Raw genomic sequence first — 25,376 nt, forward strand, 5'->3', positions numbered from 1 at the left:
GAACCCCTAGGCCGGATCGGCCTCCGGCAGGGGAGAATGGAGCCATGAAGACACTGCTCAACATCATCTGGCTGCTCTTTGGCGGACTCTGGCTCGCGCTTGGCTACTTCGTGGCCGGGATCATCTGCTGTCTGCTGATCGTGACCATCCCGTGGGGGCTCGCGTCGTTCCGGATCGCAAACTATGCCCTCTGGCCGTTCGGCCGCACGGTGGTGGACCGCCCGGGTGGCATCGGGGTGTTCTCCCTGCTCGGGAACGTCATCTGGCTGCTCGTCGCCGGCATCTGGATCGCGATCGGCCACGTCGTCACCGCCTTCGCCATGGCGATCACCATCATCGGCATTCCGCTGGCCATCGCCAACCTCAAGCTCATCCCGGTCTCGCTTATGCCGCTCGGCAAGCAGATCGTCCCGAGCGACAGGCCCTTTGTGACGGCCTACAGCAAGGCCTACCGCTAACCGTTGTAGAGGAGAAGTCCCGCAATGTCAGAGCACGTCACCGCTGTTCCCGCCTCGTCCGGCCAGGGAGAACCGCCTGCTCCGGCCGAAGATCTCATGCTGGTCATCACCCGCGAGTTCCAGGCACCCGTCGCCCGTCTGTGGTCCGCCCTGACGGACCCGGACCAGGCACCGGACTGGTGGGGGCCGCGCGGCTTCCACGTTCCCCGCGAGAGCATCGACGCGGATCTGGAGATCGGCGGCCTGTACCGGGCCTGCATGGTCCGGGACAGCACGGGGGAGGAGCACTGGTGGAGCGGCGTCCACACGGACGTCGAACCACCCAATCTCTTCATCTTCACCCACGCCTGGGACAAAGCCGACGGAACGCGCGGCTTTGAGACCGAGGTGACCGTCCAGCTGGAGGAGATCGACGGCGGCACCCGGATGACGTTCTTCCAGGGCCCCTTCGACACCCTCGATAACCGCGACAGCCACGGCGTCGGCTGGCGCGAGTCCTTCGACCGCCTCGCCGAACACCTCCGCCGCAGCCCCTGACCCACCAAAACAACGCCAAGCAACGCGGGGTCACTTAGCGCCCATCCCGGGGGGATTTATGGGCGGTAAGTGACCCCGCGTTGCGGTTCCCCGGCTAACCGAGCTCGGCCTGCAGGTTCCGCCGCGCCGCGTCCAGCCACAGGGCCCGGCCCCGCGGGGTGTGGAAGAGCGGATCCAGCTGCAGCAGCTGGCGGACGACGGCGGCGCGACCGGCGGCGAAGTCGTCGTCGCCGATGTGCGCGAAGTCCTGCCGGACGGCGGCCAGGTAGCGGGCGTAGGCGGCCGGCTCGCCGCCGAGCACAGAGAGGTCGGCGTCGCTGAGCAGGGCGGCGGCCCCGTCGCCGGCCGCCGGCTGGTGGTCGGCCGTCATCCGCACCAGGCGGGCAACCTCGTCCACCTCGGCCGAGGGAAGGCCCGCCCGGGCCAGCCGGTCCTCGGCGAGCCGGGCCGACTCCTCCTCATCCTGGCCCGCGATGCCGCGGTAGACGGCGTCGTGGAACCAGGCGGCGAGCAGCACAGTGCGGGGCGGGTCAACAGGCTCGGTCAGGAGGTCCAGGGCCTCCAGGACGGCCAGCAGGTGGGTCCGGCCGTGGTACTTCCGGTGTTCCTCGCCCCAGCGGTCCAGCAGGTCCAGGAAGAGCGCGTCGTTGCCGGGCAACACGCCGTTCCAGCGCGTCAGCAGAGGGAGTTTGAGTGAGCTGCTGCGCCGCCGGGCCGGGATCCGCAGGCCGCTCGCGATCAGTTTGCGGACCAGGACCCGCCCCTCGACCGGGACGGCCCCGGCTGCCACGAGGGCGCTGTACCGGGCTTCGGCGACATCGTAGTGGTCGCCGTCGAACGCCCGGTCCGGAATGCCGGCCGCCGCTGCGAAGGCGTGCAGTTCCTCCAGCGAGGTGTCCGAGATCAGGTGCGAGAAGTGCGTTCCGTGGGCCGGCCAGAGCGGAGGGTCCAGGTAAATGGCCATGGGGGAAGTCTAATCCGGCCGCGGATCAGCCCTGGCTGGCGTCAGCAGCCGCGGTGTCGGACTGCTCTTCTTCCTGCGTCCGCGCATGGTGCGGCGTGGAGCGCACACCTACGCCCTGTTCATTCAGCTCGGTCTCATGCTCGGCTTCCGCTATGGCCGCGGGAGTGATGTTCTCCGTTGAGTTCCAGGCCTTGATCGCGGCCCAGCCCACCGCCACGAGAGGGACAGCGAGGATCGCGCCGACAATACCGGCGAGGATGGTGCCCGCCGTGAGGGCCAGCAGGATGACGAGGGCGTGGACGTTGAGCGCCTGGCCCATCACCACGGGCTGCAGGAAGTTGCCCTCCAGCTGGTTGACGACGATCACGACAATGATGACGACCAGGGCCGCAACCGGGCCGTTGGCGACCAGCGCGACGAGCGCCGCGATGATGCCGGCCAGGGTGGCGCCGATCAGCGGGATGAAGGCTCCGATGAAGGTCAGTGCGGCGAGCGGCAGCGCGAGCGGCACCCCCATGATCACCAGCGCCAGGCCAATGAAGAACGCGTCCACGAAGGCCACGATGGAAGTTCCGCGCACGTAGCCGCCGAGCACGCTGAGGCTCCGCTCCCCGGCGCGGCGTGCCCGGACCAGCTTCTCGCCCTTGAACGCCCGCAGCGCAAAGGCCCAGATGCTCTCGCCGTCCTTCAGGAAGAAGAACAGGATCACCGCCATGAGCAGGGCGCCGGTGATGAAGTTGCCGGCCGCACTGAGCCCGGAGATGGCGCCCGCGCCGACGGTGCTGCTGGTGGCGAAGTCGATGGCAGCCTCGCGCGCCTGCTGGATCTGCTGGTCATCGATGGGGATGGGGCCGGTGCGGATGAAGTCGTAGACCCGGTCAAAGCCCTGCGTGGCCTTGTCGGCCAGCTCATCCGCCTGGTTCATGACGGCGAAGACGATGCCGGTGATGACGGCCCCGAACGCGAGCAGGAGCGCCACGAACGACACGGTGGTGGCGGCGGTGCTGGGCCAGCCGCGGCGGCGCAGCCAGTGGACGAAAGGTGCGATCGCGGCGGCCAGGATCAGCGCCAGCAGCGCCGGAATCACCACGAGCCGCACCTGGATCAGGGCGTACACCACCACCACGGTCAGGACCAGCAGCAGGAGGACCTGCGCGGTCCTGATGCTGGCGCGGCCCAGGCTGTCGCTCCAGGGAGTTGTCTTATCCGGACTGCCCATGCTGCTTTGTCTCCCACTATCGGATGGTCATGTTACTTACTAACCGTCTCACAGCCGGAGGCCCCAGCCCGGTGGGACTGGCCCGTTTGTCAGGAAGTGGCGGGCCGGATGTTCTGGTTTCCGCGGAAGGTGTTTTCCGGGTCGAACTCCCGTTTGACCCGGGCAAGCCGGTTGTAGTTTTCCTCGCCGAAGGCGGCCCGGACCCGTTCCTGGCCCTCGTCGCCGATGAAGTTCAGCCAGACGCCGCCGTTCGCGTAAGGCGCGATGTCCTGGCGGAACCTCTTGACCCAGGCCTTCGCCTCCTGGCCGCCCTGCGGTGTTTCGCCGAGGCCGAAGGGGTGGGTCACCCAGCTGGCGTTCCGGTGCTGCAGCGGTGTCGCCGTCGCGGCCGGACCGCTCACCGCGCCGCCCCAATGGGCAATCAGCTGCTGGGAGCTCGGCCCCGGCAGGTTCCGGGCGGAATCGACGATGACGTCGAGGGCTTCGTCGGACAGTTCGTCATGGTAGTCCGCGCTCCAGTAGTTGTACTTGCCCGGCGGATCGTCCAGGGAACACTGGAAATCGGCGTAGCCGGTGTCCTCCAGGAGGTCCACGGCCGGTTTGAGCGCCTGATAGGGCTTGGCGTGTTCCGCACCTTCCGCCGCGTTCCCGGCGTAGAGGTAGGCGACGGCGACCGCCATCTTGCCGACCATGTCCGGGGGCACGAAGGGCTCGGGCGGGGCGGTGAGGTAGATGATGGCCCCGGTTTCCTCATTCGGTGCCGCGAGGGCCAGTTCCCGGAAGCCGCGGCTGATTTCCTCCGCCGCGTCGCCGGGCCACAGCATCAGGCCCGCGTGGACCGTCGGACCGAGCTGGTGCAGCCCAAACGTGAAGGACGTGGCGACGCCGAAATTTCCGCCGCCGCCGTGCAGGGCCCAGAACAGCTCAGGGTTCTCCGCTGCGCTGGCGGTGACCTGTTCGCCGGCAGCGGTCACCAGGTCCGCGGAGATGAGATCGTCGCAGGCAAAGCCGAAGGCCCGCTCGAGCCAGCCCGAGCCGCCGCCGAGGGTGAAGCCGGCCAGACCCGTGGTGGAAACGCGGCCGCCGGTGAGGGCGAGGCCGTGCTGCTGGGTGGCCCGGTCGAATTCCCCGCACGTCAGGCCCGCCCCGGCTGTGACCGTCCGGGCGTCCGGGTCCACACTGACGGACTTCATCGGCCGCACGTCGATCACCAGGCCGCCGTCGTTCAGTGACATGCCGGCCACGGAATGACCGCCGGCTCGGACGGCGACAGCCAGGCCGTGGTCCCTGGCATATTTCAGCGCTTCGGCGACGTCGGCCGGGGTGCTGCAGGGGGCGATCACCGCCGGGCGGCGGTCGATCATGGCGTTGAACAATGTCCGGGACTCGTCATAGCCCGGGTCCTCTGGTTTGATCCACTTCACGGCGGTGCTCCTCGGCGACCGCGGCTCCACCCCTCGCAGAAATTTTAAGTCCGGTGGCAGCGCAGCGGCTAGAGGACGCTGCTTCCGGAACGCCAGGGCCGCCATCTCACGGTTTATGGTTTACGGACACTTCTCGTTATATTCTCCGCAAATGCGGACTAGAGTATCCCTATGCCTAATATTCGCGTGTCCGAGGCGGCCCGGCTGCTGGGGGTCAGCGATGACACCATCCGGCGGTGGGCCGAGAACGGAACCCTGACCCCGCTCAAGGACGACGCGGGCCGGCTCGCCGTTGACGGGCTGGAACTGGCGCGGCTCGCCCGGGAGCAGGCCCAGCTCCCGGATGACCCGGCCAAAGCGGGCAGCTCCGCCCGTAACCGCTTCGTCGGCCTCGTCACGGCCATCACCGCCGACACCGTCATGGCCCAGGTGGAACTGCAGTGCGGGCCGTTCCGGGTGGTGTCCCTGATGAGCAGCGAGGCCGTGCGGGAGCTCGGCCTGGAACTCGGCTCGGTGGCGACCGCCGTCGTCAAGGCCACCACGGTGATCATCGAAACGCCCAAAGGAAAGGGGACCGTATGAGGCCCGCCATCCGGTCCGCCGCCGTGCTGGTGGCAGCAGCCGTTGCCGCCGGACTGGCGGCCTGCGCGGCACCGGCCGGGACCGGGGGCGCCGGTGCCACCATCACCGTCTACGCCGCGGCTTCGCTCAAGGCCCCCTTCACGGCGCTCGCCGAGCAGTTCGAGGCCGCAAACCCCGGAACCACCGTGACCCTCAGCTTCGCAGGGTCCTCCGACCTCGCCACCCAGATCAGCCAGGGCGCTCCGGCGGATGTCTTCGCCTCCGCCGACGCCAACACTATGGCCAGACTCAGCGGCGCGGGACTGGTGGACGGAATTCCCCGGGACTTCGCGAGCAATGTGCTGACCATCGCCGTGCCGCCGGAGAACCCCGCGTCCATCGGGTCCTTCGCGGATCTCGCCGGGCCCGGCGTCAAGACTGTCATCTGCGCGCCGCAGGTCCCGTGCGGCACGGCCGCGAAGACTCTCGAGCAGGAAACCGGCATCTCGCTGACTCCGGTGAGCGAGGAATCGTCGGTGACCGATGTCCTGGGCAAAGTCATCTCGGGAGAGGCCGACGCCGGGCTGGTCTATGTCACGGACGTTTCGGCCGCCCGGGACAAGGTGCGGGAAATCCCCTTCCCCGAGTCGGCGCAGGCCGTGAACACCTATCCGATCGCCGCGGTGCGGACCAGCAAGCACAAGGACCTCGGGGCCACTTTCATCGAGTCGGTCTTAGGCCCGGACGGCCAGCAGCTCCTCCGCGGCGCCGGCTTCGGAACCCCCTAGGCCCGCATGAAACGCCGGAGAGACAGTACCTATAACGGGATTCCGCGCTGGGTCATGGCCATTGCCGCCGTCGGGGCGCTGCTGGTGCTGCTGCCGCTCGCGGCCATGCTGGGCCGGGTCAACTGGCCGCAGTTCATCCCGCTCATCACCTCGGAATCCTCGCTCACCGCGCTGGGGCTCAGCCTCCGCACGGCCGCCGCGAGCACGGTGCTGTGTGTGCTGTTCGGGGTCCCGCTGGCGCTCGTGCTGGCCCGCGGCGACTTCCCGGGCCAGCGGCTGCTGCGTTCCTTCGTCCTGCTCCCGCTCGTGCTGCCCCCGGTCGTGGGCGGCATCGCGCTGCTCTATGCCTTCGGACGCCAGGGCCTCCTGGGGCAGAGCCTCGAGATCGCCGGCATCCAGATCGCGTTCACCACGACGGCGGTGGTACTCGCCCAGACCTTCGTGGCCCTGCCGTTCCTCGTGGTCAGCCTCGAAGGCTCCCTCCGTTCTGCCGGCAGCCGGTACGAGGCCGTAGCCGCCACCCTCGGCGCGCGGCCCACCACCGTGCTGCGCCGGGTCACCCTGCCGCTGGTCCTGCCCGGCCTCGCGTCCGGGGCCGTACTCTCCTTCGCCAGGAGCCTGGGCGAATTCGGCGCCACGCTCACCTTCGCCGGCAGCCTGCAGGGTGTCACCCGCACGCTGCCGCTGGAAATCTACCTGCAGCGGGAGACCGACGCCGACGCCGCCGTCGCGCTGTCGCTGCTGCTGGTCGTGGTGGCGGTCGTCGTCGTCGGGCTCTCCTACCGGGGCCCGGCGCCCGCCGGGTCCCGCAGCACAACGGCCCGCACCGGCGCCGGCGGGAGAGTGGCGTCGTGACGTTCACTTTCGACGCCGCCCTCGCCGCCCGCCGCTTTGAGGTGTCGCTGAGCCTGGCGCCGGGCGAGACCGTTGCCGTGCTCGGCCCGAACGGGGCAGGCAAATCGACCCTGCTCGCCGTGATCGCCGGGCTGCTCCGCCCGGACACCGGACAATCCGCAGTGGACGGCCGGGTGCTGTTCGAGCTCGGCGCGGGCGCGCACACCTGGACCGCGCCGCACCGCCGCGGAACCGCCCTGCTGGCCCAGGATCCCCTGCTGTTTCCGCACCTGAGCGCGCTCGAAAACGTCGCCTTCGGGCCGCGGAGCGCCGGGGTCCCCACACGGGAAGCCCGGGAGACCGCCCGGCACTGGCTGGCCGAGGTCGACGCCGCCGACCTCGCCGGCCGCCGGCCCGGGGAGCTGTCCGGCGGACAGGCCCAGCGCGTGGCGGCGGCCCGTGCCCTGGCCGTGAATCCGGATCTCTTGCTGCTGGACGAGCCACTCTCCGCCCTGGACATCCATGCGGCTCCGCTGCTGCGGCGGCTGCTCAAGCGGGTGCTCGCCGGGCGGCGCGCCATCATCGTCACCCACGACGTCCTGGACGCCTACATGCTCGCGGACCGGGTGATCGTGATGGAGGAAGGCCGGATCACCGAGGACGGGCCCACCCGTGAGGTCCTCCGGCGGCCGCGCAGCCGCTTCGCCGCGGGGCTGGCCGGGCTGAACCTGGTGGCGGGGACCGTAACGTCCGCGGGGATCCGGTCCGCCGAGGGCCTGGAGTTCGCGGGTCAGCACGATGCGCCGCTCGTGCCCGGGCAGGCCGGGGTGGCGGCCTTCCCGCCGTCGGCCGTGTCAGTGTTCCTGAGCGAGGCGCACGGCAGCCCGCGGAACTCGTTCCGCGTCACGGTTACGGATCTGGAGCCGCACGGGGACCAGATCCGGGTCCGCGCCGGCGAGCTGTCCGCGGACGTGACCCCTGCAGCGTCCGCGGACCTGGGCCTGGCTCCCGGCCTTGAGGTCTATTTCGTGGTCAAGGCGGCGGCGGTGTCGATCTACCCGGCGTGAGGGACCGGACGGTTGTCCGCGGCTGGAAGCGGCCGGCTGTGGCTGGCTACCCGCGGTCCTTGCGGACGGGGTGCTGGCTGACGATTGACACCCGGTTGAAGGCGTTCATGGTGATCACCAGCCAGCTGATGGCGGAGAACTCCCCGTCGGTGAGGTGTTTCCGGGCGGCAGCGCCCTCGTGCTCACGGGCTCCGGCGTCCGAGATGTTGGTGATGGCCTCGGCCAGGGTCAGGGCGGCACGTTCCTTCTCGGTGAAGAGGTCCGTGTCCCGCCAGGCCGGGAGGACGGCCAGGCGCTGGGCGGATTCGCCGTTTTTCACGGCGTCGCCCACGTGCAGGTCCAGGCAAAACGCGCAGCCGTTGATCTGCGAGATGCGGACGTTCAACAGTTCGATCAGCGTCCGGTCCAGGCCGGCTTCATCCGCGGCCTCCGCGGCTTTCAGGCCCAGTCCGTTGAGGGCCCGCCAGGCGGCCGGGTGCTCCTTGTCCAGAAAGACGGATCGGGTGGTGTGGTGCTTCGTTGCCGGTGTCTCATCCATGGACAAAGACTACCCACGGGAAACCTCAAAAATACACGTGACAGATTTGTCATGTGTGTGACAAGATACTTGAACAACAGAATCCCACGCAGGAGCGGTTCCCTCGACCGTTCCCGGCAGCTGGTCCGCCGACATCGGACCAGCCCCATCAATCGACGGTCGGCTCCTTGGGGGAGCCGACCGTCGAATGAGTTTAACGGGGATCGGCACAGGCCTTCATGTGGGGCCAGTCCAGTGCCCCGGCCCCCTTTTCGCCCCAGTGCCGTTCAGTTCGAGCCCTCTTGGCGTCCGGTCCGGCAAAGTGGCCGAATTCACTTAACTCATCACTTCGTGCTCGAAATTGCTAGCCTCGATGGCCGAGCCAGACCCAACGGGACGCCCGCCAGGCCTCGAACCCGGCTGAAACAGCCAAACCGCGTCATCATGCCGCACTGGCGTCCCGACCGCAGCCTCAACAACTGGAACGGGATCAATGAGCCAGAATGCCACTGTCAGGACCAACTCGACCGCAGCCCCCGGCGAGCCGGATGGAGGTGGGGAGCGAAAGACGCGGGTCAACAAGAGTGTCTTCATCGGGTCTGCCACAGGCGTCGTGGGGATCACGCTCTGGGCCATCCTCGCCAAGGAGAATGCCGAAGCCGTCATTGGAGCCATGGTCGGCTGGGTGTCCGCCAACATGGGCTGGTACTACTTCCTGATTGTGACCGCCGCCTTGGTTTTTGTGCTCGTAGTGGCGCTGTCCCGGGTGGGAAAAACCAAGCTGGGCCCGGACCATTCCAAGCCCCAATTCGGGATGTTCACGTGGGCTGCGATGCTTTTCGCGGCAGGCATCGGCATTGACCTGATGTTTTTCTCGGTCTCCGAACCGGTCAGCCAGTACCTCGCCCCGCCGCGGGGCGAGGGAAGCAACCCCGAGGCCGCTCGTCAGGCCCTCGTCTGGACGTTGTTCCACTACGGGCTTACCGGTTGGGCCCTTTACGCGCTCATGGGGTTGGCCCTGGGCTACTTCGCCTACCGGCACAACCTGCCGCTAAGTATCAGGTCGGCGCTGTACCCGATCTTCGGGAAGAAGATCGAGGGACCGATCGGGCACGCGGTGGACATCGCAGCCCTGCTCGGCACGATCTTTGGTATCGCCACTTCGCTGGGAATTGGCGTCGTGCAGCTCAACTACGGGCTGAACTTCATGTTCGGAATCCCCGAGAGCCTCGCCGTCCAGATCGGACTCATCGCACTCTCTGTGGTCATGGCCACCGTATCCGTGGTCTCCGGGGTGGAAAAGGGCATCCGCCGGATGTCGGAACTCAACGTTGTCCTGGCGTTGGCGCTGATGCTCTTTGTGCTCATTGCCGGGAAGACAAACTTCCTCCTGGACGGCATCGTGCAAAACTTCGGCGATGTCATGAGCCGGTTCCCCGCCATGACGCTTGACACTTTTGCCTACGACCGGCCCACCGACTGGCTGAATGCCTGGACTCTGTTCTTCTGGGCCTGGTGGATTGCCTGGGCCCCGTTCGTGGGATTGTTCCTGGCCCGGATTTCCCGCGGCCGTACCATCCGCCAGTTCGTCATTGGCACCATGACTGTCCCGTTCCTTTTCATTCTGCTCTGGATTTCGATCTTCGGTAACTCCAGCCTCGAGCTCATCATGAACGGAAACGCTGCCTTCGGCGAGGTCGCCATGAGCAATCCGGAGCGCGGGTTCTACAGCCTCCTGGCCGAGTACCCGGGGGTTCCCGTGACGGCCGCCATCGCCACCTTCACAGGGCTTCTCTTCTACGTCACCTCGGCTGACTCCGGTGCTCTCGTGATGGCGAACTTCACCTCGCACCTCAAGGACGCGGACTCCGACGGGCCGGAGTGGGTCAGGGTCTTCTGGGCTCTCGCCACCGGCCTGCTGACCCTCGCCATGCTGATGGTCGGCGGTGTCGTGACACTGCAGAACGCCACGATCGTTATGGGCCTTCCGCTGTCCCTGCTGTTGGTGTTCATCATGCTGGGGCTGTACAAGGCGCTCAGAGTGGAGAATTCGCTCAATGACAGTTACCGCGCCAGCCTGCCCGGAATCATTTCGGGCCGGGCCGGGGGAGAGCAGCGGGGCGGCCGCAGTTGGCGGCAGCGGTTGACCAGGGCAATGAGCTACCCCGGCCGCCGGCAGACCACGCGATTCGTGGAGGGCGTTGCCCTTCCTGCGCTGCAGGAAGTGAGTGAGGAACTCAGGTCACAGGGCGCCGAGACCACCCTGTCGGTCGCCAAGGTGGATTCCTGTGGAATCGACAGCATCGACCTGCAGCTCGCAATGGCGGAGGAGCGTCCGTTCAAGTACCAGATCTACCCCGTGCAGTACGAGACCCCGTCGTATGCCACCCGGAGGGCGGACCCGGAGGACCACTACTACCGGATGGAGGCGTTTTCCCTCGAAGGCAGCCACGGCTACGACCTGATGGGCTACACCAAGGAACAGGTCATCACCGATGTCCTGGACCACTACGAACAGCACCTGGAATTCCTGCATCTGAACCGTGCAGCCCCGGGCAACACCGTGCTGGCTGAAGACCAGATGGCCAAAGACAATTGGGAATCAGATTTTGAGACGCAGGAGGCAACAAAATGACAACCGCAACACTTTTTATTGGCGGCACCTGGAGCGCGGCATCCGACGGCGGAACCCGGGAGATCCTCTGCCCGGCGGACGGGGAGTTGGCCGGCGTCGTTTCTGAGGCCACCGCGGCCGACGCGGTCCGCGCGGTCGACGCTGCCCGGAAGGCGTTTGACGGAGGTGACTGGGCCGGCACGCCTGCTTTGGAGCGGGGCTCCTTCCTGCTCCGTGTGGCGAACCGGCTGCGCGAGCGCAAGGCGGAATTCGCCCGTGCGGAAACGCTGGACACCGGAAAGCGCCTGGTGGAGAGCGAAATCGACATGGACGACATCGCCAACTGCTTCGAGTACTTTGGCAAGATCGCCGGGCAGGACTCCGGCCGGCTTGTGGATGCCGGCAGCAACACGGTGGTCAGCCGGATCGAATACGAACCCGTGGGTGTCTGTGCGCTGATCGCACCGTGGAACTACCCGCTTCTGCAGGCCGCCTGGAAGATCGCACCCGCGCTGGCGGCAGGATGCAGCTTCGTCCTCAAACCGAGCGAGCTCACCCCGCACACCGCGATCCTCATGATGGAAGTCCTTGCAGAACTGGGCCTTCCCGACGGGGTTGCCAACCTGGTGCTGGGCGACGGCAAGACAGTAGGGTCCGTGCTGTCCGGGAATCCGGACGTGGATTTGGTCTCCTTCACAGGCGGGCTGGAGACCGGCAAGACCATTGCTGCGTCCGCCGCGGCCTCGGTCAAGAAGGTCGCCCTGGAACTGGGCGGCAAGAACCCGAACATCATCTTCGCGGACGCTGACTTCGACGCCGCGCTGGACAATGCCCTCAATGCGGCCTTCGTGCATTCAGGCCAGGTCTGCTCCGCCGGCTCACGGCTGATTGTCGAGGAGTCCATAGCGGAACGATTCGTGGATGAGCTGGTCCTCCGCGCCCGGCAGATCCGCCTCGGCGGCCCTTTCGACCCCGATGCCGAGACCGGACCGCTGATCTCGGCAGCGCACCGCGACAAGGTGAGCTCCTACGTGGAAAAGGGGCTCGCCGAGGGCGCGCGCCTGCGCTGTGGCGGGAAATGGGGCGAAGGCGACCTGGCAAAGGGTTACTACTACCTGCCCACCGTCCTGGACCGGGTGCACAGCGGTATGTCCGTGCTCACGGACGAGGCGTTCGGCCCGGTCGTCACGGTGGAGACGTTCACCAGCGAGGAGGAAGCCGTGCGGTTGGGCAACGACACCCACTATGGGCTTGCGGGCGCGGTCTGGTCCCAGGACGCCGGCAAGAGCCAGCGGGTGGCCCGCAAGCTGCGTCACGGCACCATCTGGATCAATGACTTCCACCCGTACCTGCCGCAGGCGGAGTGGGGCGGATTCGGCCAGTCCGGCGTCGGGCGCGAACTCGGCCCTACGGGGCTGGCCGAGTACCAAGAGGCCAAGCACGTTTACCACAACATCGATCCGCAGGTGACCGGATGGTTTGCCGACCGTTCCGCCGCCGCTGAGGGAAAGTAGCACCATGACCAACCTGAACAAGGCTGAATTCGACTACATCGTCATTGGCGGCGGCTCCGCCGGCGCGGCAGTGGCGTCCAGGCTCAGCGAGGACCCCTCGGTGGAGGTGGCCCTGGTTGAGGCCGGCCCCGATGACCGGGGCTTGGATGAGATCCTGCAGCTGGACCGCTGGATGGAACTGCTGGAATCCGGCTACGACTGGGATTACCCCGTCGAAGAGCAGGAAAACGGCAACTCGTTCATGCGCCACGCGCGGGCCAAAGTAATGGGCGGCTGCTCCAGCCACAACTCCTGCATCGCCTTCTGGGCGCCCCGCGAGGATATCGACGAGTGGGAGCAGAAGTTCGGCGCCACGGGCTGGAACGCGGAGATGGCATACCGCCTGTACAAGCAACTGGAAACCAACGAGGACGCAGGTCCGGACGCACCGCACCACGGCGACGCCGGCCCGGTCCACCTGATGAACGTTCCGCCGTCGGATCCCACCGGCCGGGCCATGCTGGATGCCTGCGAGCAGGCTGGCATTCCGAAGGTCCGCTTCAATACCGGTGAGACCGTCATCAACGGTGCCGGCTTCTTCCAGATCAACCGCCGGAAGGACGGCACCCGGGCTTCCTCGTCCGTGTCCTACATCCATCCGATCCTTGACCGGAACAACTTCACCCTCCTCACGGGGCTGCGCGCCAAGGAACTGACGTTCGACGGCGGCAACCGCTGCACCGGCGTCGCCGTCGTGGACAACGCCTTTGCCAAAACCCACCTGCTGGGCGCCCGACACGAAGTGATCGTTTCTGCCGGAACCATCGACTCCCCCAAGCTGCTGATGCTCTCCGGCATCGGCCCGGCCGCACAGCTGGAGGAGTTCGGCATTCCGGTGCGGGCAGACTCCCCGGGCGTAGGCGAGCACCTGCAGGATCACCCCGAGGGTGTCATCCAATGGGACGCCAAGCAGCCCATGACCGAGACATCCACGCAGTGGTGGGAGGCCGGGATTTTCACCACCACGGAAGAGGGCCTGGACCGGCCCGACCTCATGTTCCACTACGGTTCCGTGCCGTTCGACATGCACACCCTGCGCCAGGGCTTCCCGACGACGGAGAACGGCTTTTGCCTCACCCCGAACGTCACGCACGCGCGCTCCCGTGGCACCGTCAAGCTCCGGAGCAAGGATTTCCGCGACAAGCCCAAGGTGGACCCCCGCTACTTCACCGACCCGCACGACATGCGCGTCATGATCGCAGGCATCCGGAAAGCCCGCGAAATCGCAGCCCAGCCGGCGCTTGTCGACTGGGTGGGAACCGAACTCTACCCCGGCCCCGACATCCAGACCGACGAGCAGATCGCCGACTACATCCGCAAGACGCACAACACGGTCTACCACCCGGCCGGCACCGTCCGCCTGGGTGCCCCCGAGGACCGGATGTCGCCGCTGGATCCCGAACTGCGGGTCAAAGGTGTCACCGGACTGCGCGTGGCCGACGCCTCGGTGATGCCCGAACTGACCACCGTCAACCCGAACATCACCACCATGATGATCGGCGAACGCTGCGCCGAGCTGGTCGAGCTGGCGCGCCAGGCCTAGCGGCCGCTGGCTGGCATCCGAGCGGCCGTACCCGCATGCGCCCCGCTGCGCCCTGGGGACATGCCCAGCCTTGAGCCGGGCCGCTGGGCATATTGGGATTATGTCCAGCGGCTGGCCCGAACGGAGGGCATGTCCAGCACCGCCGCCTCGCGCGAGGGGGCATGTCCACTCGGGGGCCGGGTCCGTTCCTGTGCGCGGAGGGTATGTCCATTGCTTCCCTCCAAGCCTTGGGGACATGCCCACCCCTGGACCCGGGGCGTGGGCATATTGGGAATATGTCCAGCGGCCGGCCCGAGCGGAGGGTATGTCCATTGCTGCCCTCCAAGCTTTGGGGACATGCCCACCCCTGGGCCCGGGGAGTGGGCATATTGGGGCTATGTCCAGCGGCCGGCCCGCACGGAGGGCATGTCCACGGCGGGGTGACGCGGGCGCCCGGGGGGACTCCGGCCCTAGACAGCAGTTTCGCCGTCGGCAAACATGGAGCCAAAGGGACCCCATGCAAAGTTGAGCGGAGTAGACTCAACTTTAATATCAGCATGTTCCCGTAAGGAGCTCTCTTTGGACGCCAAATTCACCACCAAGAGCCAGGAGGCTCTTGCGGCAGCCGCCATGAACGCCTCGACGGCGGGCAACCCCCAGCTCGAACCCGCCCACCTGCTCAAGGCGCTTATGGACCAGCGCGAGGGGGTGGCTGTGGCGCTCCTCCGCGCCACCGGCACGGACCCGGATTCCGTCAGCGTCCAGGCCAGCACCGCGATCAAGGCCCTTCCGTCGACCTCCGGCAGTTCGGTGCAGCAGCCGCAGCTGTCCCGCACCGCCCTGCAGGGGATCAAGAACGCGCAGAACGAGGCCGAGCGGCTTGGCGACACGTTCGTCTCCACCGAGCACCTGCTGCTGGGCCTCGCGTCCGGAAGTGACGCCGTCGGCAAGCTGATGCGCGACGCCGGCGCCTCCCACGAGGCCCTGCTCGCCGCCCTCCCCGGGGTCCGCGGCGACCGCAAGGTGGACACCGCCGATCCTGAGAACACCTTCCAGGCCCTGGAGAAGTACGGCACCGACCTCACCGCGATTGCCCGCTCCGGCAAACTGGACCCGGTGATCGGCCGCGACGCCGAGATCCGCCGCATCATCCAGGTGCTGAGCCGCCGGACCAAGAACAACCCCGTCATCATCGGCGAACCCGGCGTCGGCAAGACCGCCGTCGTCGAAGGCCTCGCCCAGCGGATCGTCGCCGGCGACGTGCCCGAAAGCCTGCGCGGCAAGACCCTGATCGCCCTGGACCTCGCGTCCATGGTGGCCGGTGCCAAGTACCGCGGCGAATTCGAGGAACGCCTCAAGGCCGTCCTGGAGGAAATCAAGGGCTCCGAGGGCCAGATCGTCACCTTCATCGACGAGATCCACACGGTGGTGGGGGCCGGCGCGTCCGGGGACAGCTCCATGGACGCCGGGAACATGCTCAAGCCCATGCTGGCCCGCGGCGAACTGCGGCTGATCGGCGCCACCACGCTGGACGAGTACCGCGAAAACATCGAGAAGGACCCCGCGCTGGAACGCCGGTTCCAGCAGGTCTTCGTCGGGGAGCCGAGCGTGGAGGACACCATCGGCATCCTGCGCGGACTCAAGGAACGCTACGAGGCGCACCACAAGGTCGCCATCGCCGACTCCGCCCTCGTCGCCGCCGCCACCCTCTCCAACCGCTACATCTCCGGCCGCCAGCTCCCGGACAAGGCGATCGACCTCGTTGACGAGGCCGCATCCCGGCTGCGGATGGAGATCGATTCCGCCCCGGAGGAGATCGACCAGCTGCGCCGTTCCGTGGACCGCCTGACCATGGAGGAACTGGCCCTGGCCAGCGAGACCGACCCCGCATCGGTGGAACGGCTGGCCGCCATCCGGGCGGACATGGCGGACAAGAAGGAAGAACTTTCCGCGCTCAACGCCCGCTGGGAAGCCGAGAAAGCCGGCCTGAACCGCGTCGGCGACCTCAAGGCCAGGATCGACGAACTGCGCTCCGCCGCCGAGAAATTCCAGCGCGAAGGCGACCTTGAGGCCGCCTCGCGGATCCTGTACGGCGAACTTCCCGCCCTGGAGCGGGAGCTCAACGAAGCCGCCGAAGCAGAATCCGCCCGCGTGGCCGGGGGCGGGGCCAAGCAGGAACTCATGGTGGCCGAAGAGGTCACCGCCGACGACATCGCCGAGGTCATTTCCGCTTGGACCGGCATCCCCGCCGGCCGCATGCTGCAGGGCGAAAGCCAGAAGCTGCTGGAGATGGAGCACGTGCTCGGCGAGCGGCTCATCGGCCAGACCAAGGCCGTCACCGCGGTCTCCGACGCCGTCCGCCGGGCCCGGGCCGGAATCAGCGACCCCAACCGGCCCACCGGCTCCTTCCTGTTCCTGGGCCCCACGGGCGTTGGCAAGACCGAGCTGGCGAAGGCCCTGGCCGACTTCCTGTTCGACGACGAACGCGCCATGGTGCGGATCGACATGTCCGAATATTCGGAGAAGCACTCCGTGGCCCGGCTCGTCGGGGCGCCCCCCGGCTACGTGGGCTACGAGGAAGGCGGCCAGCTGACCGAAGCCGTCCGCCGCCGCCCGTACTCCGTGCTGCTGCTGGACGAGGTGGAGAAGGCCCACCCCGAGGTGTTCGACATCCTGCTGCAGGTGCTCGACGACGGCCGCCTCACCGACGGCCAGGGCCGCACCGTGGACTTCCGCAATGTGATCCTGGTGCTGACCTCGAACCTGGGCAGCCAGTTCCTGGTCGACCCGGCCCTGGATGCGAAGGCCAAGCGCGACGCTGTCATGGCCACCGTGCACGCCTCCTTCAAGCCCGAGTTCCTGAACCGGCTCGATGAAGTGGTGCTGTTCGACCCGCTGAGCGTCGAGGAGCTCTCCCGGATCGTGGAGCTGCAGGTCAAGGAACTGGGCGAACGCCTCAAGGGCCGCCGGCTCAACCTGGAAGTGACCGAGGGTGCCCGCGCCTGGCTCGCGGTGACCGGCTTCGACCCGGCCTACGGTGCCCGGCCGCTGCGGCGCCTGGTGCAGCGCGAAATCGGCGATCGGCTGGCAAAGGCCATCCTGGCCGGCGAAATCATGGACGGCGACACCGTGCTGGTGGACACCGCGCCTGACCTTACGGAGCTGACCGTGGGCGGCATCGAAGCGTCGCTCCGGCCCGACGGCGGCGCCTCCACCGGCAGCGGGCTCTCGGTCCGCCGCAAGGCATAACGCAGCACTAAACAAGAAACTGCCAGCCTGAGCGTGCTCCGGCTGGCAGTTTCTTTGTGGGCAAAGTCCCCGGTGAGGGGCCGGTGTGAACCCTTTAGGGGACCAGCGTCTCCATGATGACGTTGCCGCCATCCGCGGTCACGTAGCAGTCCACCCGGCGGTCGCCGTTGTCCCAGCTCGAGGCGCTCGGGTAGGCGTTGCGCTGCAGCAGGGTATAGGTGGTGGCGGCAGCGGCCAACTGCGCACTGCGGCACGTCTCGCGGCCCTTGTCCTTCAGCGCGTTCAGGCCGGGGTAGGCCTCCGTTGCCTGATAGTGATGGATCCCGATCAGCTGGGCTGAGTGCCCCGTGCCGCAATCCACGACGGTGGACTGCGGAGCCTCCGGATCGAAGTCCTTGAAGCAGTCGCCGAGCTGGAAATCCAGCGGGCCGACCCCTTCCAGCGGCAGCGGGCCCCGGCTCGCGGGTGCGGCCGACGTCGTGGCGGCAGCAGGGGCAGGGGCGGCATCCGCGACGGGCTGTTTCGGGGCGCCGCCCAGCGAGGTCAGCCACCAGATCAGCAGACCCATGACAACGACGGCGGCCACGGCGCCGCCCATCCGCGCGGCACTCTGGCGGCGTGCCCAGCCGCCCAGCTGGAACGCTTTGTCCGAAGCCACCTTCCCGGCCCCCGCGAGGGCGGCGGTGGCGGCACCGGCAGCGCCGGCTGCGCGCGCGGTCCCCGGGGCGCCCCCGGCGCGGCGCGGGCCCGGCTGCCCGGCGTCGGGCCGGTTGACCGGCGGCACTGACGGCCGGGCAGGCGCTGCGGGCGGGGCCGCTGGCGGCATGAGCGGGGTCGACGGCCGGGCCGACGGCGGCACAATCGGCGTCGCGGACGTGGGCGGCGCCGACGGTTTCGGGGGAACGGCAGACGGTACGGGAGGCGCGGACCGCTCGCCGGGTCCGCCGGCCGGGGGAAGCCCAGGCGTGCCGGCGTTGCCGGGCCTTTCGTTCTCTTCGGTCACTGAGAATTCACCACTTCCGTGCGTCTGGGCCGCGGCGGGACGCACGGCGGCGGGACCCGTTTCCGGAAGTCCACTACGGAACTCTATCTAAGATGCCGGGCGGCCTGCATGCCGCCGGGGCGCCGCCCGGAGCAGCGGCGCGCCCGACGTCGCCCGGAGTGGCCGTCCCGGGGAGCAGTTACCGCTGAAAGCATGTAATCTAGGTGTACGACAAATTGACCAAACATTCCGGGGCCTCACTAACGCCAATGGTGACCACCTCCGGTCCGAGTACAAAAGGGGGTCACGCCATGGGGCGCGGCCGTCAAAAGGCAAAAGCTACCAAGCAGGCTCGGGATATAAAGTACTATTCCCCGAACACTGACTACACAGCCCTTCAGCGTGAGCTCAAGAGCTCTGAGGTCCGGGCACCGAGTCGTTTCTCGAGTGAGCCTGCTGAGCCGGATTATTCGGCCTATGTGGATAAGTACGCGGACGATGTGGAAGAGGACGACGACGAGGTGGATTCCCGTCGGATAGGTTAGTCGACACTTCTTTCCGGCATGCACTTCCGTTAGCGGATTGCCGACCACATGATTTCAGGCCCGCCGGCCACTCCCAGTAATGGGGTGGACGGCGGGTTTTCTGCTGCCCGGAAGTTCCGGCGGGCAGGGCGGGTGGCCCGGCGGTCCGGGCGTGTGTGTTGCCGGGGTCCGCGGCCCGGGGCTACCGTGGACGTGCCGGGAAACCCCGTGCTCCCCTCCCCGGAAGGACTGCCATGACTATTCGCACGGGCTTCACCGAGGGGGAAGTTTGCTGGACGGACCTCCAGACCAGTGACGTGGCGGAGGCCAAGGCGTTCTATGCTGCGGTCTTCGGCTGGCGCTTCGAGGACCTGCCCACCCCGGACGGGCGCAGCTACGCGCAGGCATTCCTGGGCGGGGACCTGGTCACCGTGATCGCGCCGCAGAATCCGTCGCAGCTGGCCGCCGGAGCTCCCTGTCAGTGGAATGTGTACTTCGCATCCTCCGACGCCCAGAAGCTCGCCGCCAGCCTGGTCCATGCCGGCGGAACCCTGGAGTTCGGCCCCGAGGAGGTGGACGGCACCGGCGTGATGGTCTTCTTCGCCCCGCCCGGCGGCGGCACTACCGGTGCCTGGCAGCTCGGCCCAGGCCAGGGCACCGTCCGGAGCGGCGAGCCCGGTGCCCTGGCCTGGGCCGAGCTGCTGACGCCCGAGCCGCAGTCCGCCGTCGGATTCTTCCAGCAGCTGTTCGGCCAGGACGTGACCGAGTACCCGCAGGACGACGGCGGCAAGTACAGCACGCTGATGGTCAACGGCGCGGAGGTGGCCGGAATCGCCGCGGTGCCGGCGGATGCCGAGGGCACGCTCAAGCCCGGGTGGCAGGTGTATTTTGGGGTGGCCAGCGTCGCCGAAGCAGTCGCGGCGGCTGTGGCTGCGGGCGGCATGGTCCTGATCGCGCCGGACGAGTCCGAGGACGCCGGGACCATCGCCACCCTCGAGGACCCGCAGGGCGGAGTGTTCAGCGTCCTGGAGGTCTAACCCCGCTTAAAACACATCGAGTGCTCCATGACCGCCGTTTTGAGGGCCGGTGGGGAGCACTCGATGAACCTTAAGCGTAGGCGTTGACCAGCCGGACGGCGCCGCCGTCGACGCCCTTGGCGCCCTGGACGTAGTCCGGTCCGGTCTTGACGATGGCGTCCGAGTTTTCCTCCACGGTGCCCATGGCCCAGGCCGGGAGCCCGCGCTCGTTGAGCCGGTTCACGGCGGCGTCGGCGGCCTCGGGGGAGACGATCGCCACCATGCCCACGCCCAGGTTCAGCGTGCGCTCGAGGTCGGCCAGCGGGACGTTGCCCAGTTCGGCCACGAGCCGGAAGATGGCCGGAAGCTGCCAGGTGGCGCGGTCCACAGTGGCCAGCAGGCCCTGCGGCAGCACGCGGGCCAGGTTGGCGGCGAGGCCGCCGCCGGTCACGTGGCTGAAACCGTGCACGGCCTGGCCGGCGGCGGAACCGTTCACCGGGAACGTGCGGGCCAGGTCCAGGCAGTCGGCGGCGTAGACGCGGGTCGGTTCCAGGAGTTCCTCGCCGAGGGTGCGGCTGAACTCGGAGACGTGGCGGTCCAGGGCCCAGCCGGCGTGGTTGATGACGCGGCGGACCAGGGAGTAGCCGTTGGAGTGCAGCCCGGAGGAGGCCATGCCGATCACGACGTCGCCGGCGCGGACGCGGTCCGGGCCCAGCAGGTCGGCGGCTTCGACAACACCGGTGGCGGCACCGGCGACGTCGTACTCGTGCTCGCCCAGCAGGCCCGGGTGCTCGGCGGTTTCGCCACCCACGAGGGCGGTGCCGGCCACGGAGCAGGCGGCCGCGATGCCGCGGACGATGTCCGCGATGCGCTCCGGGACCACCTTGCCGCAGGCGATGTAGTCCGTCATGTACAGAGGCTCGGCGCCCACCACGACGATGTCATCGACCACCATGCCGACGAGGTCGAAGCCGATGGTGTCGTGGATGTCCATGGCCTGCGCGATGGCGACCTTGGTGCCGACGCCGTCGGTGGAGGTGGCCAGCAGCGGGCGCTTGTAGGTCAGCAGCTTCGAGACGTCGTACAGGCCGGCGAAGCCGCCGACGCCGCCGATCACCGAGGAGTTGTGGGTCGCCTTGACGGCGTCCTTCATCAGTTCGACGGCGCGGTCGCCCGCTTCGACGTCGACGCCGGCGGAGGCGTAGGTGATGCCGACGGCGTTCTGGGCGGCGTTCATGTCAGCGGCCGGGGAGGCGGAAGTCATACGGGCTCTTTCTTGTCGGCAGCAATGGTGCGATCAATGCGATCGTCAGCGGTGAGCAGTTCTTCGAATTCGGCGTCCGGACCGGGATCGCAGCCGGTGGCACCGGACTTCTCGGCCGGGTCCTCGGTGGCGCTGATACCGGCGGCAGTGTCGGCGGCGGATTCCGACGCTGCGGCGCCGAGGGCTGCATCCCCGGCGGCGGGGAGCCCGCCGAGGTCGGTGCGTTCGAGCAGGTTCTTGCCCAGCTTGTCGGCGCCCGGGAGCGCGATCGGGTACTGGCCGGTGAAGCAGGCGGTGCACAGGCGTTCGCGCGGCTGGCGGGTGGCCTCGATCATGCCGTCTTCGGAGATGTAGGCCAGCGAGTCGGCGCCGATGGCCTGTGAGATTTCCTCGATCGTGGCGCCGTTGGCGATCAGCTCCGCGCGGGAGGCGAAGTCGATGCCGTAGAAGCACGGCCACTGCACCGGCGGGGAGGAGATCTTTACGTGGACGGAGGCGGCGCCGGCTTCGCGGAGCATCCGGACGATTGCGCGCTGGGTGTTGCCGCGGACGATCGAGTCATCCACCACCACCACGCGCTTGCCGCGGATCACGGATTCGAGCGCGTTGAGCTTGAGCCGGATGCCGAGCTGGCGGAGCGTCTGGGAGGGCTGGATAAACGTCCGGCCCACGTAGGCGTTCTTGACGAAACCGTGGGCGAAGGGGATGCCGGATTCCTCGGCGTAGCCGACCGCCGCGGGAGTGCCGGACTCCGGGACCGGGATGACGATGTCCGCTTCCTGGGTGTTTTCGCGGGCCAGCTGGCGGCCCATCTCCACGCGGGACTCGTACACGGAGCGGCCTGCGATGGAGGCGTCCGGGCGGGCGAGGTAAACGTACTCGAAGACGCAGCCGGCCGGCGTCGCCTCGGCGAAGCGCTGGGAGCGGACGCCGTCCTCGTCGATCGCGATGAACTCGCCGGGCTCGATTTCGCGGATGAAGCTGGCGCCGACGGTGGCGAGGGCGGACTGCTCGGAGGCGACCACCCAGCCGCGCTCCAGCCGGCCCAGGCAAAGCGGGCGGATTCCGTAGGTGTCGCGGGCCGCATAAAGGGTGCCTTCGTCCATAAAGACGAAGCAGAAGCCGCCCTTGATCTTGGGCAGCAGTTCCATGGCGGTCTGTTCGAGCGACTTGCCCTCTTCGCCCTCCAGCAGGGCGGTGACGAGGGCGGTGTCCGAGGTGTTGCCCTGCTTCATTTCACCGGTGAGCTGGCCGCCGTTGCGGTCCACGATCATGGCTTTGAGCTCGGCGGTGTTGGTCAGGTTGCCGTTGTGGGCCAGGGCCACGGTGCCGGTCGCGGTGGCGCCCAGGGTGGGCTGCGCATTGGCCCAGTGGCTGGCGCCGGTGGTGGAGTAACGGCAGTGGCCGACGGCCAGGTGCCCGGTCAGGGTGTTGAGCGTCGTCTCGTCGAAGACCTGGGAGACGAGTCCCATGTCTTTGTAGACGTTGATCCGCTTGCCGTCGCTGGTGGCTATACCAGCCGACTCCTGACCGCGGTGCTGCAGTGCATACAGCCCGTAATAGGTGAGTTTTGCAACCTCTTCGCCGGGAGCCCAGACCCCGAAGACGCCACATGCGTCCTGAGGGCCTTTTTCGCCAGAGAGAAGATCATGAGAAAGTTTTCCATCGCCGCGTGCCACTGGTCGATTATCTCACGTTGTGCGGTAGGACTTTCCCGGCTACCGGTTTATGACCTCCTGGGGTTGGCCTCCGGCCGGTCATGCCCCCTGCTGATCCCCGGTGTCGGGAACAGAATCGGGAACGGATTCGACGACGGCGCGCTTGGCCTTGCGGACGCTCAGGCGGTCCAGGATGAGCGCCGCGACGCCACCGAGGATGACGCCGCCCGCGCCGCACAGGATCATAAAGAAGCCGAACACGGAGCCGGCGTCGTAGGCTTCATCGCCCGGGAGCCCGTAGGCGAGGAAGGCGGCCACGCCGAAGCCCAGGAGCCCGCCCAGGACCAGGAACGGCACGTACTTCGGCGCCCGGCGCACGGCGACCTCGCGCCGTTCGGGGACGTGCTGCTCGCCTGCGGTGCCGGGGGTTTCGGGGGTAGACATGCCGTTAAGCCTACTGCCCCGCCAGCCATTGCTCCCGCCGGGGCGGCAGGAGCACACTAGGGGGTGGGGGAGGGTGCGGTCCGGGCGTAAGGAGTCGCACCATGTCAGTCGCAGCGGACAGCATCCGTGACCAGCAGCGCATCATCTGGGACCAGTTCGCGGCAGGCTGGAGGAAATGGGACGCCGAGTTGCTGGCGTGGCACGGCCCGTTCGGGGCTGCCCTGATTGAGGAAGCGCGGCTGCATCCGCGTAGCTCGGTGCTTGACGTTGCGTCAGGAACGGGGGAACCCGGGCTCACAGCGGCGGCCCTGGTGCCGGACGGCCATGTTGTCCTGACCGACATCTCAGCCGGCATGCTCAAGGTGGCCGAGGCTAAAGCGGTGGCCCGGGGGCTTCAGAACGTGCGCTTCGAGGTCTGCGACGCCGCCGCTTTGCCGCTGGAAGACGAATCCTTCGATGCCGTGTTTTGCCGCTTCGGGTTCAACTTCTTCCCCGCCATAGGGCCTGCGCTCCGGGAGATGTTCCGGACGGCCAGGCCCGGGGCGCGGATAACGGCTGCCGTGTGGGGTCGGGCCGCGGAAAACCCGTGGGCCAGCCTGATCCAGGGAACGCTGGCGCACCACACGGAACTGCCGCCGCCGCCCGCAGGGACACCAGGGCTGTTCCGGTATTCCGCGGCAGGGCTGATGTCCCGCATGTTTCGGGACGCCGGGCTGGTCGACGTCACGGAGCGGAGGGCCAGCACGGACCTGGTCAAGGCGTCGCCGGAGCTCTACTGGGAGTTCATGACCGAGATTGCGACCACAGTGGCGGCGGGGCTGGCGCAGACCGACCGGGAGGCCCGGGAGCTGATCCGCTCCGACGTCTTCCAGCTGCTGGGCCGCTACGAGCACGACGGCGCCATCCGGCTCCGCTCCACGGCCACGATCGTGGCCGGGACCCGGGGGTAGCCGGAATCGCAGGGTGCCTAGACGCCCAGCTCTTCCTTCAGCGCGGCGACGTGGCCCTGCGCCTTGACCTGGTACTGCGCCAGCGTCACGTTGCCCTCGGGGTCCAGGACCACGGTGGAGCGGACGATCCCCTCGGTGACCTCGCCGTTGACCAGCTTCTCGCCCCACGCGCCGTAGGCCAGCGCCACAGCGTGGTCTTCGTCGGCGAGCAGCGGGAAGGTCAGGGCGAAGTCGCCGGTGAAGTTCGCCAGGGCCTCCGCTGCGTCGGGGGAGATGCCCAGCACTTCATAGCCGGAACCCTGCAGGGACGCCAGGTTGTCGCGGAAATCGCAGGCTTCGGTGGTGCAGCCCGGGGTGGCGGCCTGCGGGTAGAAGTACACAATGACGTTCTTCCCGCGGTAGTCGGCCAGCGCGACTTTCTCTCCCGCGGCGTCCGGCAGCGTGAAGTCCGGGGCGGGGGTTCCGGGCTGGAGTTTGACGGTCAGTTTGGAGCTCATGGGAATTCCTTAGGGGTCTTTGAGGGGTCTGTCTGCGGAGAAAGCTGCCTGCCGATGCACAACAACTGGTTCAGATGCTGTATTCCGCCGGCCCGCGCACCTTGGCATGGGGTCCGGGCACAAATCGGTAGCCGCCGCCGCGGACCGTCGCGATCGCGTGCCGCCCGCCGCGCAGCTTGCGCCGCACCCGGCCGATGTACACGTCGATGGAACGGGACGCCGCCGCGGGTGAATCAAATGATTCAAGAAACAGCCGGAGCTCTTCCCGGCCCACGGTGTGGGAGCAATGCTCCACAAGGTACCGCACCAATCTGAACTCGACGCCGGTCAGCGGCACCCGCTGCCCGTCCAGCTGCACCTCGCCGGCGGCCAGGTCCACGGACACCAGGCTGGCGGGACCGGCCGACGGCGGCAGGCGGGTGGCGCCGTCGTCGTCCTTCTGCGGGGAGTCCTCCGCAGCGGACGGCGACGGCACGGTGTTTCCGCCGTCGGCGGACGTTGCAGCCCCGGCGGCGGGCCAGAGCTGGACGTCCGCCTCCGGGGCAATCTTCTCGGCGTGCGCAAGCAGCAGTTCCGCCGCCCGCGCCAGCACGGCGCCATCGATGTCCTGGCCGGCGGCCGGCGTTACCCAGACGGCCAGGCCGTGTGCCCGGAGCTGCGCTCCGGAGGCCGGGTCTGGCTCCCGGCGAGCATATATGCCTCTGGGGGAATGGGCCTCGGTTGCCATGGAAGCC

Annotated in this window: 23 protein-coding genes; 13 read left to right on the forward strand and 10 right to left on the reverse strand. The window is 68.0% G+C overall.

Translation table 11 applies throughout. The features are described 5' to 3' along the window. The first annotated feature begins 44 nt into the window (after positions 1 to 44). Positions 45 to 458, forward strand: a complete 414-nt coding sequence (locus ABIB29_RS15235) for a YccF domain-containing protein (protein WP_354173644.1) — start codon at positions 45 to 47, stop codon at positions 456 to 458. 24 nt (positions 459 to 482) lie between these two features. Further along, the gene (locus ABIB29_RS15240) at positions 483 to 995 is read left to right on the forward strand and encodes an SRPBCC family protein (RefSeq protein WP_354173645.1); all 513 of its coding nucleotides are present in this window, start codon (positions 483 to 485) and stop codon (positions 993 to 995) included. Between the two features lie 94 nt (positions 996 to 1,089). Here the strand turns inward: ABIB29_RS15240 and ABIB29_RS15245 are convergent, their stop codons facing one another. From ABIB29_RS15245 to ABIB29_RS15255, 3 genes are all read right to left on the reverse strand, one after another. Continuing rightward, entirely contained in the window at positions 1,090 to 1,959 is an 870-nt protein-coding gene (locus tag ABIB29_RS15245) for a DUF4031 domain-containing protein (RefSeq protein WP_354173646.1), read from the reverse strand. Between the two features lie 25 nt (positions 1,960 to 1,984). Continuing rightward, positions 1,985 to 3,178: an AI-2E family transporter gene (locus tag ABIB29_RS15250; protein WP_354173647.1), complete on the reverse strand. Its 1,194-nt coding sequence runs from the start codon at positions 3,176 to 3,178 to the stop codon at positions 1,985 to 1,987. Positions 3,179 to 3,267: 89 nt separating this feature from the next. Then, the gene (locus ABIB29_RS15255; RefSeq protein WP_354173648.1) at positions 3,268 to 4,602 is read right to left on the reverse strand and encodes an FAD-binding oxidoreductase; all 1,335 of its coding nucleotides are present in this window, start codon (positions 4,600 to 4,602) and stop codon (positions 3,268 to 3,270) included. Between the two features lie 171 nt (positions 4,603 to 4,773). On the opposite strand from ABIB29_RS15255, the gene ABIB29_RS15260 reads away from it, so the two are divergent. From ABIB29_RS15260 to ABIB29_RS15275, 4 genes are read left to right on the forward strand one after another with little or no spacing between them, the layout of a single operon-like run. After that, entirely contained in the window at positions 4,774 to 5,184 is a 411-nt protein-coding gene (locus tag ABIB29_RS15260) for a TOBE domain-containing protein (RefSeq protein WP_354173649.1), read from the forward strand. Then, a complete protein-coding gene (gene modA, locus ABIB29_RS15265; RefSeq protein ID WP_354173650.1) occupies positions 5,181 to 5,951 on the forward strand; it encodes a molybdate ABC transporter substrate-binding protein in 771 nt (256 codons plus the stop codon). Before ABIB29_RS15260 ends, modA begins: the two co-directional genes overlap by 4 nt. Before the next feature lie 6 nt (positions 5,952 to 5,957). Further along, on the forward strand, positions 5,958 to 6,806 hold the full coding sequence (locus ABIB29_RS15270; RefSeq protein ID WP_354173651.1) for an ABC transporter permease: 849 nt from the start codon (positions 5,958 to 5,960) through the stop codon (positions 6,804 to 6,806). Next, entirely contained in the window at positions 6,803 to 7,852 is a 1,050-nt protein-coding gene (locus tag ABIB29_RS15275; protein WP_354173652.1) for a sulfate/molybdate ABC transporter ATP-binding protein, read from the forward strand. Before ABIB29_RS15270 ends, ABIB29_RS15275 begins: the two co-directional genes overlap by 4 nt. A gap of 46 nt (positions 7,853 to 7,898) precedes the next feature. Here the strand turns inward: ABIB29_RS15275 and ABIB29_RS15280 are convergent, their stop codons facing one another. Next, positions 7,899 to 8,390 carry a carboxymuconolactone decarboxylase family protein gene (locus tag ABIB29_RS15280; protein ID WP_354173653.1) on the reverse strand — a complete coding sequence of 164 codons (492 nt, stop codon included), beginning with the start codon at positions 8,388 to 8,390 and terminating at the stop codon, positions 7,899 to 7,901. Positions 8,391 to 8,862: 472 nt separating this feature from the next. On the opposite strand from ABIB29_RS15280, the gene betT reads away from it, so the two are divergent. The 4 genes from betT (at position 8,863) to clpB (ending at position 17,307) form a co-directional block, all read left to right on the forward strand. Next, positions 8,863 to 11,004, forward strand: coding sequence for a choline BCCT transporter BetT (gene betT / locus ABIB29_RS15285; protein ID WP_354173654.1), 2,142 nt, complete (start codon positions 8,863 to 8,865; stop codon positions 11,002 to 11,004). Continuing rightward, the gene (locus ABIB29_RS15290; protein ID WP_354173655.1) at positions 11,001 to 12,497 is read left to right on the forward strand and encodes an aldehyde dehydrogenase family protein; all 1,497 of its coding nucleotides are present in this window, start codon (positions 11,001 to 11,003) and stop codon (positions 12,495 to 12,497) included. The genes betT and ABIB29_RS15290 overlap by 4 nt, the downstream gene beginning before the upstream one ends. A 4-nt stretch (positions 12,498 to 12,501) precedes the next feature. Then, positions 12,502 to 14,079: a GMC family oxidoreductase gene (locus ABIB29_RS15295; RefSeq protein WP_354173656.1), complete on the forward strand. Its 1,578-nt coding sequence runs from the start codon at positions 12,502 to 12,504 to the stop codon at positions 14,077 to 14,079. A 558-nt stretch (positions 14,080 to 14,637) separates the two neighbouring features. Next, positions 14,638 to 17,307, forward strand: a complete 2,670-nt coding sequence (gene clpB, locus ABIB29_RS15300) for an ATP-dependent chaperone ClpB (protein WP_354173657.1) — start codon at positions 14,638 to 14,640, stop codon at positions 17,305 to 17,307. Between the two features lie 94 nt (positions 17,308 to 17,401). Here clpB and ABIB29_RS15305 read toward each other — a convergent pair whose 3' ends face one another. After that, positions 17,402 to 18,133, reverse strand: a complete 732-nt coding sequence (locus tag ABIB29_RS15305) for a septum formation family protein (RefSeq protein WP_354173658.1) — start codon at positions 18,131 to 18,133, stop codon at positions 17,402 to 17,404. 467 nt (positions 18,134 to 18,600) lie between these two features. Between ABIB29_RS15305 and ABIB29_RS15310 the strand changes: the two genes are divergently transcribed. Together ABIB29_RS15310 and ABIB29_RS15315 are read left to right on the forward strand one after the other, a co-directional pair. Further along, positions 18,601 to 18,834, forward strand: coding sequence for a DUF3073 domain-containing protein (locus ABIB29_RS15310; RefSeq protein WP_354173698.1), 234 nt, complete (start codon positions 18,601 to 18,603; stop codon positions 18,832 to 18,834). 233 nt (positions 18,835 to 19,067) lie between these two features. Continuing rightward, on the forward strand, positions 19,068 to 19,850 hold the full coding sequence (locus tag ABIB29_RS15315; RefSeq protein ID WP_354173659.1) for a VOC family protein: 783 nt from the start codon (positions 19,068 to 19,070) through the stop codon (positions 19,848 to 19,850). 70 nt (positions 19,851 to 19,920) lie between these two features. Here the strand turns inward: ABIB29_RS15315 and purM are convergent, their stop codons facing one another. From purM to ABIB29_RS15330, 3 genes are all read right to left on the reverse strand, one after another. Next, positions 19,921 to 21,093 (reverse strand): phosphoribosylformylglycinamidine cyclo-ligase, encoded by a 1,173-nt coding sequence (gene purM, locus ABIB29_RS15320; RefSeq protein ID WP_354173660.1) that lies wholly within the window; start codon positions 21,091 to 21,093, stop codon positions 19,921 to 19,923. Beyond that, positions 21,090 to 22,772, reverse strand: coding sequence for an amidophosphoribosyltransferase (gene purF, locus ABIB29_RS15325; RefSeq protein WP_354173661.1), 1,683 nt, complete (start codon positions 22,770 to 22,772; stop codon positions 21,090 to 21,092). Before purF ends, purM begins: the two co-directional genes overlap by 4 nt. A gap of 78 nt (positions 22,773 to 22,850) precedes the next feature. Beyond that, positions 22,851 to 23,195: a hypothetical protein gene (locus ABIB29_RS15330; protein WP_354173662.1), complete on the reverse strand. Its 345-nt coding sequence runs from the start codon at positions 23,193 to 23,195 to the stop codon at positions 22,851 to 22,853. Between the two features lie 101 nt (positions 23,196 to 23,296). On the opposite strand from ABIB29_RS15330, the gene ABIB29_RS15335 reads away from it, so the two are divergent. Next, positions 23,297 to 24,145: a class I SAM-dependent methyltransferase gene (locus tag ABIB29_RS15335; RefSeq protein WP_354173663.1), complete on the forward strand. Its 849-nt coding sequence runs from the start codon at positions 23,297 to 23,299 to the stop codon at positions 24,143 to 24,145. 17 nt (positions 24,146 to 24,162) lie between these two features. On the opposite strand, the gene bcp is transcribed toward ABIB29_RS15335, so the two are convergent. Together bcp and ABIB29_RS15345 are read right to left on the reverse strand one after the other, a co-directional pair. Continuing rightward, positions 24,163 to 24,642: a thioredoxin-dependent thiol peroxidase gene (bcp, locus tag ABIB29_RS15340; protein WP_354173664.1), complete on the reverse strand. Its 480-nt coding sequence runs from the start codon at positions 24,640 to 24,642 to the stop codon at positions 24,163 to 24,165. 70 nt (positions 24,643 to 24,712) lie between these two features. Next, a complete protein-coding gene (locus ABIB29_RS15345) occupies positions 24,713 to 25,369 on the reverse strand; it encodes a winged helix-turn-helix domain-containing protein (protein ID WP_354173665.1) in 657 nt (218 codons plus the stop codon). Positions 25,370 to 25,376: the final 7 nt, after the last annotated feature.

This window comes from Arthrobacter sp. UYEF36 (assembly GCF_040547025.1).
In the GTDB taxonomy this organism is placed as follows: domain Bacteria; phylum Actinomycetota; class Actinomycetes; order Actinomycetales; family Micrococcaceae; genus Arthrobacter.

Excerpts from the sequence above, each read along its gene's own strand:
- ABIB29_RS15235 (WP_354173644.1), top strand. The coding sequence starts at position 45 with ATGAAGACACTGCTCAACATCATCTGGCTGCTCTTTGGCGGACTCTGG.
- ABIB29_RS15240 (WP_354173645.1), top strand. The coding sequence starts at position 483 with ATGTCAGAGCACGTCACCGCTGTTCCCGCCTCGTCCGGCCAGGGAGAA.
- ABIB29_RS15245 (WP_354173646.1), bottom strand. The coding sequence starts at position 1,959 with ATGGCCATTTACCTGGACCCTCCGCTCTGGCCGGCCCACGGAACGCAC.
- ABIB29_RS15250 (WP_354173647.1), bottom strand. The coding sequence starts at position 3,178 with ATGGGCAGTCCGGATAAGACAACTCCCTGGAGCGACAGCCTGGGCCGC.
- ABIB29_RS15260 (WP_354173649.1), top strand. The coding sequence starts at position 4,774 with ATGCCTAATATTCGCGTGTCCGAGGCGGCCCGGCTGCTGGGGGTCAGC.
- modA (WP_354173650.1), top strand. The coding sequence starts at position 5,181 with ATGAGGCCCGCCATCCGGTCCGCCGCCGTGCTGGTGGCAGCAGCCGTT.
- ABIB29_RS15270 (WP_354173651.1), top strand. The coding sequence starts at position 5,958 with ATGAAACGCCGGAGAGACAGTACCTATAACGGGATTCCGCGCTGGGTC.
- ABIB29_RS15280 (WP_354173653.1), bottom strand. The coding sequence starts at position 8,390 with ATGGATGAGACACCGGCAACGAAGCACCACACCACCCGATCCGTCTTT.
- betT (WP_354173654.1), top strand. The coding sequence starts at position 8,863 with ATGAGCCAGAATGCCACTGTCAGGACCAACTCGACCGCAGCCCCCGGC.
- ABIB29_RS15290 (WP_354173655.1), top strand. The coding sequence starts at position 11,001 with ATGACAACCGCAACACTTTTTATTGGCGGCACCTGGAGCGCGGCATCC.
- ABIB29_RS15295 (WP_354173656.1), top strand. The coding sequence starts at position 12,502 with ATGACCAACCTGAACAAGGCTGAATTCGACTACATCGTCATTGGCGGC.
- ABIB29_RS15305 (WP_354173658.1), bottom strand. The coding sequence starts at position 18,133 with ATGCCGCCAGCGGCCCCGCCCGCAGCGCCTGCCCGGCCGTCAGTGCCG.
- ABIB29_RS15310 (WP_354173698.1), top strand. The coding sequence starts at position 18,601 with ATGGGGCGCGGCCGTCAAAAGGCAAAAGCTACCAAGCAGGCTCGGGAT.
- ABIB29_RS15315 (WP_354173659.1), top strand. The coding sequence starts at position 19,068 with ATGACTATTCGCACGGGCTTCACCGAGGGGGAAGTTTGCTGGACGGAC.
- purM (WP_354173660.1), bottom strand. The coding sequence starts at position 21,093 with ATGACTTCCGCCTCCCCGGCCGCTGACATGAACGCCGCCCAGAACGCC.
- ABIB29_RS15330 (WP_354173662.1), bottom strand. The coding sequence starts at position 23,195 with ATGTCTACCCCCGAAACCCCCGGCACCGCAGGCGAGCAGCACGTCCCC.
- ABIB29_RS15335 (WP_354173663.1), top strand. The coding sequence starts at position 23,297 with ATGTCAGTCGCAGCGGACAGCATCCGTGACCAGCAGCGCATCATCTGG.
- bcp (WP_354173664.1), bottom strand. The coding sequence starts at position 24,642 with ATGAGCTCCAAACTGACCGTCAAACTCCAGCCCGGAACCCCCGCCCCG.
- ABIB29_RS15345 (WP_354173665.1), bottom strand. The coding sequence starts at position 25,369 with ATGGCAACCGAGGCCCATTCCCCCAGAGGCATATATGCTCGCCGGGAG.